Below are 7670 nucleotides of genomic sequence, written 5' to 3' on the forward strand. Positions count from 1 at the left end.
AGGGCAGGGATCAGGACGCAACTTTCAACAGCAACCCGGACGACAGGTTGCGCTCGAGTACCACCAGCCACTGCTCGCGCAGCACCCGCACCAGATCGCGGATATCGACTGACGGAGCATGCAGCGCCACGCAGGCCTGGGCGACGAAGTCGCTGTTGTCACGGGGAATGGCATGGATCAGCCGTGCTTCGCCGGCAATCCAGGCGCTTTCGAGCAGGGCGATGTCGTCTCTGGACAGCGCCAGTTCCCGCGCGGCGAGTGCCAGCGTGTCGTCGACCAGCGCCTGGACTTCGCCCAGTTCGGTCACGTCGATCACCACGTCGCGCGGCACGCCGAACATCACGGTGGCTGCGCTGCAGGTGGCGACAGGCAGTTCGTCCGGTACGGGGCCGGCGAAGACCGAATCCACCCAGGCCGCGTACAGATCAAGGCCATGCACCGCGTGCGCCAGCGTCCAGATCTTCATGCCGCCGGGACGCCGGTTCGGCTCGATCACGGCAGTCTGGTAGCCGCTGTCGCTGAGTTTGATTTCATTGTGAAACGGCCCGATGCGCTGACCGACCAGACGATTGACCTGTTCGCCGGCATTGCGAATGGCCTGACGCTCCTGATCACTGAGGCGCGCCGGCAGAATTTGCGCGACCTCCACCGGGTAACGTCCGCTGGCGCTGACTTTCTCGGTGACAAACCACAGTTTGCCCAGGCCGTCATAGGAGTACTCGCGGGTGAAGGTGATGAACGCTTCCGCCAGCACACCGCCGTCCAGATAAGGGGCCACTTCGGCAAACGCCTGCTCACAGTCGCCACCGGGTGCAACCACCACCACGCCGCGATTGTTGCCCTCACAGGCAGGCTTGATCACGAAGCCGCCTTGCTGACGCACTGCAAAATTGCGGACATCGTTCAGACCGTCGATGCGCACGAAGTCCGGCAGCGTGACTCCCAACTGGTTCAACTGCGGGCGGATGCGGTCTTCGGCGATGCGGTACGCCAGTTTGTCAAAGGCACTCAGTGCCAGCGCGGCATCGTCTACCGGTAACCCGAGGCGCTCCAGCAGCGCTGCGCCAGTGGCTACCGCGTTATCGGAAAAGACCAGCCCTGCCTTGATCCGGCCAGCTTCATCGCCGAGCAGACGCAGTGCCTGATCGACGAAGTCGGGCCGCAGCGGATCGGCATCGATCACGCGATCGCTGATGGTCAGGTCATGGTCTTGCGGATTGGCTCTGATCAGCCAGGTCTGCGCGCCCCATTGCTGGCGCGCATAGTCACGCAGGTGCAGTACATCGCCGATCCGGCTCAGGTTGTAATCCACTATTAGCAATACAGGCGCTCGCAACGGCATGTTTCTTTTTCCTCATCCGTGGGGGTGGTCATCGGCAGCGGTTATGTTCAGGCGATTGCCCGGGTTTCTTATTAATGGCTGTCGTGCTGATAGCGGATATCCAGCGCGGTCGCGCTGATGCTGGCCAGACGCTGGAGTTCGGCTGCTCTGTTGGCTCGCTCGAACGTCCACAACAGTTGCCCGAGGAACACTTCGCGGGCGTGAGCGGGAATCACGTCGCCGGCCTTGAGCAGAATGTGCTGCACCACCGGGGCCAGCGGCAATTCGTTGAGCGCCACTGAACTGAGGGTTCCCGGCTCGGCGAAGTACACCCGAAAGAACGTCGCCACGGTCTGTTCGCTGGTGCCGTCGGTGTGCCATTCGAACTGCTGCAGGTGCCGGACCAGTGCTTCGCGTCGCGCCGTGTCGTCCTGGCTGGCGAGCAGCAGGTCGAGCCACAGCGACAGCATGCTGTGACCGTCGGTCACCGCCTCGACGCTGTGCGAGATCAGGCTGCCGCCGACACGCGGGTTGATTTCGATCAGGTCCCAGTGCTGCCCCGAAAAGCGTGCTTCCACGTGGTAGCAGCCCCACTGGAGTTCCATGCAACCGAGCACATCTTTCAGCCACTTCAGGCCTGCGGCGATCTGCGCCTGATTCAGGCTTGCCGGGGGCGTGGTGCAGCTGTCTTCAAGCACCGTGGAGGCGGTTTCGGTCACTTCGTATTTTTCATGGATGGCCACGACGTGCGCCTGACCATCGACCAGCAGTGTCTCGAAACTGAATTCATGGCCGGCGATGTAATCCTCGGCCATGAACGTCAGCCCGTCGTTGAATGCCGAGGCATACACCGTGTCTTCGGCCGAGGCCAGACGCAGTTCCTCAAGGGCATTCCACGTAGTGTCCTTGCGCATGGGGAAGGCCGCGTAGGAGGCGATCCCATGAACCGGTTTGATGAAATAACGCTGATCCTGCGCCTTGAGCCGTTCCAGCACAGGCTCGGTCAGGGCATAGGCGTTGGCGTGGGACAGGCCTGCTTCGGCCAGTCGGTTACGCACATTGAGCTTGTTGCGCAGAGCCAGTGCCTGGCCTGCGTCCATGTCATAGGTGCCAAGCGCAGCGTTGGCAGAGGCCATCAGGTGACGATAGCCTTCCCACACGCTGATGCAGCAGGCGACCTGCTCGCCCGATTTGCGCAGGGCCTCAAGGGCGGTCTGCACATCCTCCGGCTTCAACTGGTGGGAGTCGGTGGTGTAGAACCGGTCCGCCCAGGCATGGATCTGCTCCAGACGGGCCGGTACATGTTCCGGAAGCGGCAATGAAGACAGCACGAAACACCGGAGCTGCCGTCGATGAAGCTCCTGCTTCAGGTCTTCCAGGAAAGAAAAGCCGCAGTGGCTCAGGATCAGAACACCGGGTCGATTTGAATTCATTGCCTGCTCCATGGCTTAAGCTGCCTTGTCTTGCGGCTTGGCCAGGGTGTTGAGGTACAGCTTGTTGAAGAACAGCGCGAGAATGGTCTGGTGCTCCTCGAGGTATTTCTTCAGTGCAGCGATGTCCTGCTCGCCTTTGATCAGAAAGCGCAGGGCGGCCCAGACTTCACCCGGGTGGTCGTCATTGATGTCGGTATGCGAGTGGGACACCTGGCCGGCGATGTTGGTCTCGCCCACCGAGGTCTTCAGCGCTTCGAGCTTGCGTGGTTCGAGCTTCACGTTGACGTACTCGACCAGGTAGGAATAAGCGACAACGCCCAGCGGTCCTTCATGGTCCAGCAGGTAGGAAAAGAATCCGACCAGCAGTTTGGTTTCCAGGTACGGTTCGGTGGCGAGAAACTCCTTACGGCTGACGCCGATGCGGTTCAGGTCAGCGATGAACAGCTCGTCGTGCAGCATTTCCTCTTGCTCGTAGTGAGCCCAGATCTGCGCAGCCTCAGGGCTGATCTTGGCGACTTCCGCCAGTGCCTTGGATTCGGCAACCCGCAGCAGACGGATGCGCCATGCGGTTTCGATCAGGTGGCGCTTGTAGTACTCGCTGTTAACGTCCTTGCCTTCCAGGTGCGCCGCCTCAGGGACAGTCGCGAACCATTGCTCTACCTGCGCGTCGATGATCTTGTCGATCTCTGCACGCAGGCCTGCCGAGCCAGCGGCGCTGAGGAACGGAGTGGTATCACCATAGCCAACATTCTTTACACGGTTCAGCATGAACAAGTCCTTTTTAGTTTGTTTGAAACGCTTTGTTTTAAACCGCCGTTAACGTTAACGCTCAGCCAATTATTTCAATGGCCACTTCTCCTTTTAACAGGCACTGACAGGCCAATCGGTATTCTTCACCGCTGTGCCCCAGTATCTCGATAAAAGCCTCTTCATCTTCTTCGCGACGACTCACCGCCTCGAAGCCCGATGTAATCTTGACCAGGCAAGCCCCGCACGCCCCGACCCTGCAGCCCAGAGGGATGATGTTCTTGCCACCGGGTTCGTATTCGATATCCGTAAACGGGGCGTTTTTCGGTAATTCGAACTTAATTTCATTTGCTGTAGTAGAGGTAACAGTGAGTGTGTGAAACCCTTCCATACATGCCTCATTTAATTATTCAAGTTCGTGTGGCGGGCACACAGTTTCACACCAGGGCCATAGGGCCATGGAAACAAGTTTCAAGTAATCGGGAAGTTAACGAGAAGTCAGTTCCAGATATAACCAGTACAACAGCGCGATACCACTGAATGCCGCGCCCAACAGACAGACAGCGACCCAGCCAAAGTGTGCGTAAGTGTAAGTTGCCGCAATGGCGCCCAGACCGCTGCCCACGGAGTAGAAGCACATGTAGGCGCCCACCAGCCGACTTTGTGCATCCGGCCGTGCGGCGAAGATCAGGCTCTGGTTGGTCACGTGAACGGCCTGCACTGCGAAGTCCAGCAATACGACGCCGATGACCATGGCCAGCAATGAACTTTCAACAAACGCAGTGGGCAGCCAGGACACGGTCAAAAGTGCCAGTGCAATGCCGGTGGTGCGATTGCCCAAGCCCTGATCGGCCAGGCGTCCGGCCCGTGCTGCGGCCAGTGCGCCGGCTACCCCGGCCAGGCCGAACAGGCCGATCTGGGTGTGTGACAGCGACAGTGGCGGCGCGCTGAGCGGCAGCACCATGGCGGTCCACAACACGCTGAACGCGGCAAATATCAGCAGGGCGAAGGTGCCCCTGACGCGCAGCGTCGGTTCGGTCAGGTACAACTGGAAGACCGAGCGCAGGAGCTGCAGGTAACTGCCCTTGGCCGGCGGCTTGGTGGACGCCGGCATGGTGCGGTACAGCACCAGCGCCATGCTGATCATCAAGGCCGCCGAGACGAAATAAACCCCGCGCCATCCGGCCAGATCGGCCACTGCGCCCGAGACGAAGCGCGCCAGCAGAATGCCCAGCACGACACCACTGGTCACCGTGCCAACGGCTTCGCCGCGTTGCTCGGGGCTGGCCAGTGTCGCCGCGTAGGCAACCACCACTTGCACCACCACCGCCATCAGCCCGACCAGCACCATCGCGCCGAGCAGCATGCCCCAATCCTGTGCCAGCCCGACCGCACACAAGGCCACGGCGGACAGCAGCATTTGCGTCAGGATCAGGCCCTTGCGATTGAGCAGATCGCCCAGCGGCACGATGAACAACAGGCCCACGGCATAACCGGCCTGCGTCGCCGTGACCACCACACCGATGGTGCCCGGCGAGACCGACAGGCTGGCTGCCATCGACTCCAGCAGCGGTTGGGCGAAGTAGACGTTCGCCACGGCCATGGCGCAGGTGATTGCGAACAGAAATGTCTGGTAACGACTTAAACCCTGAGCGGTTGCACGTCCCTGAGGGGACTGAACAGCGCCGCCACCGGCTGATTTTTCGGCCTCGACGTCCATTATCAAAGGCTTTTGTGGGGTCAACATCATCATTCCTTCCTTGGGAATAACTGGTTTTGAAACAAAACCGATGCGTTGATTTTTAACAAAACTGGTTTTAATCTACAACCAGTTTTTCAAACTATTTTCTTCTGACGTTAGAACTGTTCTAACGCGCTCTTTCATCAAATTTGGAGACGCATGGCCAGACAGCAGCTACTGGCACAAAGCGAATGTCCCGTGGCCCGCACGCTTGAGGCTATTGGTGATCGTTGGGTGTTGATGATCATCCGTGACGCTTTCGATGACGTACGTCGTTTCAGCGAATTCCAGAAGCGTCTGGGTCTGGCGAAAAACGTCCTCACGGTAAAGCTCAAGCGGTTGGTCGAACTCGGCATATTCGAGGTGCAACCGGCATCCGATGGCACCGCCTACAAGGAATACGTGCTGACCGAGATGGGGCGTTCGGTGTTTCCGATCGTGATCAGCATGCGTCAGTGGGGCGAGCGCTTCCTGTTCAGCAAAGGCGAGAGTCACTCGATATTGCTGGACAACGAAAACGCCGAGCCGATCGAAATCATTGAAGTGCGATCCAGGGCGGGCAAGGTGCTGGGCCCGGCGGATTGCCATCGGCGTGTGGTCACGCGCCGCAGTTGAAGGCGTGGCGTGGGCCGGTCAGGCGCCGGCCTTGCGCGTCAGTTGTTCGCGACAATAGTCGGCGAACAGCTGCGCCGGTTTGGTCAGTTGCCCGCGCTTGAGCCACGCCGCGACCAACCCTGATCCGGTGACGTCCTCGGCAATCTCCACACACACCACTTTCCTGCCGTCGTAGGTGCATTCGGAGTGCGGCTTCGTCACCAGCACCGAGAAGCCAAACCCCTGGCCGACCATGCCCCTGACCATTTCGATGGACGGTGAGCTGAACTCGATGCGCGGCGTCAGGCCCAGCTCCTCGAACAGGCTGACGAAGTAGGTCCGGCTCGGCTGCACGTCCAGCAGAATCATCGGCTCCAGGCACAGGTCGCGCAGCGACACCTGCTTGTATCCGGCGAAGCGATGATCGGCGGGCAATAGCGCATAAGGCCGTTGCGCCGGCATCAGCGGTTCGGTCTGAATGGTGGCGTCCAGTTCGTGTTCGTAAAGGATGACCAGATCGAACGTGCCCGAGGTCAGGCCTTGCACCAGTTCCTGCTGCTCGCCGTCGCGGATGCGGATTTTCACCCCGGGGTACAGCGCGGAAAACCCGGCGATCAACTGCGGCAGGTACAGCGGCGCAACGGTTTCGAAGCAGCCGATGTCGATCTGCCCGGCCACAATGTCGTTATCGGCCAGCGCGTTCTGCTCGAACTCCCGGGCCATGCGCAACAGTTCCTGCGCCTTGCGAAAGAATCGTGCACCACTGGGCGTCAGGGATACGCCCTGAGCGTGATGGCGGATCAGCAATTGCACCGCGAAGCTGTCTTCCAGACCCTTGATCGCTGTGGAGATCGCCGGTTGCGCGATGTACAGCTTGCGCGAGGCTTCGGCAACGCTGCCGCATTCGACGGTGGTGATGAAGTATTTCAACTGACGCAAATTGTAGGCGGCCACGGCAAACCTCAGGACGAGCGGACTCGACTTCCAAGCAATTTGTGCGCCGCCGCGTCCGCTGCGCGACGTTGTTTTTATCCTTGAACCTTAGTCATCCACAATGGTTTTGGGGAAACCGATTGAGCAGTTTTTTCATTGTCTGCGAAGACATTTTTACTGGTTTTCGCCCGTCCGGGCCTGCGCCACCATCGACTGCACAATAACGTCCAAGGAGCATTCGACGTGTTCGAACTTGCACAGTGGCAGCGCCAGGCCGTTGCCTTGAAGTTTCCCGATAAAGCCGTGATCAACGGCCAACATTGCGCTGCGCAATCGGGGCAGACCTTCGCCGCGATCAATCCCGCCACCGGCCAGTTGCTGGCCAATGTCGCCGCGTGTGGCGAGGACGATGTCGACGCGGCGGTGGCTAATGCGCGACAAGTGTTCGAGGCCGGCATCTGGGCGCAACGCCCGCCCGCCGAGCGCAAGCAAGTGCTGCTGCGCCTGGCGGATCTGCTGATGGAACATCGTGAAGAGCTGGCGCTGCTAGATTCGCTGAACATGGGCAAACCGGTGATGGACGCCTACAACATCGACGTGCCGGGCGCTGCCGGGGTGTTTCGCTGGTACGCCGAAAGCATCGACAAACTCTACGACCAGATCGCCCCCGGCGCCGCCAATGTGCTGGCGACCATCACCCGCGAAGCGCTGGGCGTGGTGGCGGCGGTGGTGCCGTGGAATTTCCCGTTGGACATGGCCGCGTGGAAGCTCGCGCCGGCGCTGGCGGCGGGTAACTCGGTGATTCTCAAACCGGCCGAGCAATCACCGTTTTCGGCGTTGCGTCTGGCCGAGCTGGCGCTGGAAGCAGGGCTGCCGCCGGGTGCAGGCCCAAGGCCTTGCC

At 60.3% G+C, this 7670-nt stretch carries 7 protein-coding genes and 1 pseudogene; 2 read left to right on the top strand and 6 right to left on the bottom strand.

The features are described from left to right. Nucleotides 1-10: 10 nt before the first annotated feature. The 5 genes from DBR18_RS08440 to DBR18_RS08460 form a co-directional block, all read right to left on the bottom strand. Nucleotides 11-1342, bottom strand: coding sequence for an acetyl-CoA carboxylase biotin carboxylase subunit family protein (locus DBR18_RS08440; protein ID WP_108590004.1), 1332 nt, complete (start codon nucleotides 1340-1342; stop codon nucleotides 11-13). 71 nt (nucleotides 1343-1413) lie between these two features. Beyond that, on the bottom strand, nucleotides 1414-2652 hold the full coding sequence (locus DBR18_RS08445; RefSeq protein ID WP_256588628.1) for an acetyl-CoA carboxylase biotin carboxylase subunit family protein: 1239 nt from the start codon (nucleotides 2650-2652) through the stop codon (nucleotides 1414-1416). Between the two features lie 117 nt (nucleotides 2653-2769). Then, the gene (locus tag DBR18_RS08450; protein ID WP_108590006.1) at nucleotides 2770-3522 is read right to left on the bottom strand and encodes a hypothetical protein; all 753 of its coding nucleotides are present in this window, start codon (nucleotides 3520-3522) and stop codon (nucleotides 2770-2772) included. A gap of 61 nt (nucleotides 3523-3583) precedes the next feature. After that, the gene (locus DBR18_RS08455) at nucleotides 3584-3892 is read right to left on the bottom strand and encodes a 2Fe-2S iron-sulfur cluster-binding protein (RefSeq protein ID WP_108590007.1); all 309 of its coding nucleotides are present in this window, start codon (nucleotides 3890-3892) and stop codon (nucleotides 3584-3586) included. A 96-nt stretch (nucleotides 3893-3988) separates the two neighbouring features. Next, complete coding sequence (locus DBR18_RS08460; RefSeq protein WP_256588629.1) at nucleotides 3989-5248, bottom strand: MFS transporter; 1260 nt, start codon at nucleotides 5246-5248, stop codon at nucleotides 3989-3991. Nucleotides 5249-5401: 153 nt separating this feature from the next. On the opposite strand from DBR18_RS08460, the gene DBR18_RS08465 reads away from it, so the two are divergent. Next, nucleotides 5402-5857 (top strand): helix-turn-helix domain-containing protein, encoded by a 456-nt coding sequence (locus DBR18_RS08465; protein WP_108590009.1) that lies wholly within the window; start codon nucleotides 5402-5404, stop codon nucleotides 5855-5857. 18 nt (nucleotides 5858-5875) lie between these two features. Here DBR18_RS08465 and DBR18_RS08470 read toward each other — a convergent pair whose 3' ends face one another. Continuing rightward, a complete protein-coding gene (locus DBR18_RS08470) occupies nucleotides 5876-6790 on the bottom strand; it encodes a LysR family transcriptional regulator (RefSeq protein WP_108590010.1) in 915 nt (304 codons plus the stop codon). Between the two features lie 222 nt (nucleotides 6791-7012). Between DBR18_RS08470 and DBR18_RS28935 the strand changes: the two are divergent. Continuing rightward, nucleotides 7013-7670 (top strand): annotated as a pseudogene (locus DBR18_RS28935) (aldehyde dehydrogenase family protein); the annotation flags it as partial.

It is taken from the genome of Pseudomonas sp. HMWF021, from assembly GCF_003061005.1.
GTDB lineage: Bacteria > Pseudomonadota > Gammaproteobacteria > Pseudomonadales > Pseudomonadaceae > Aquipseudomonas.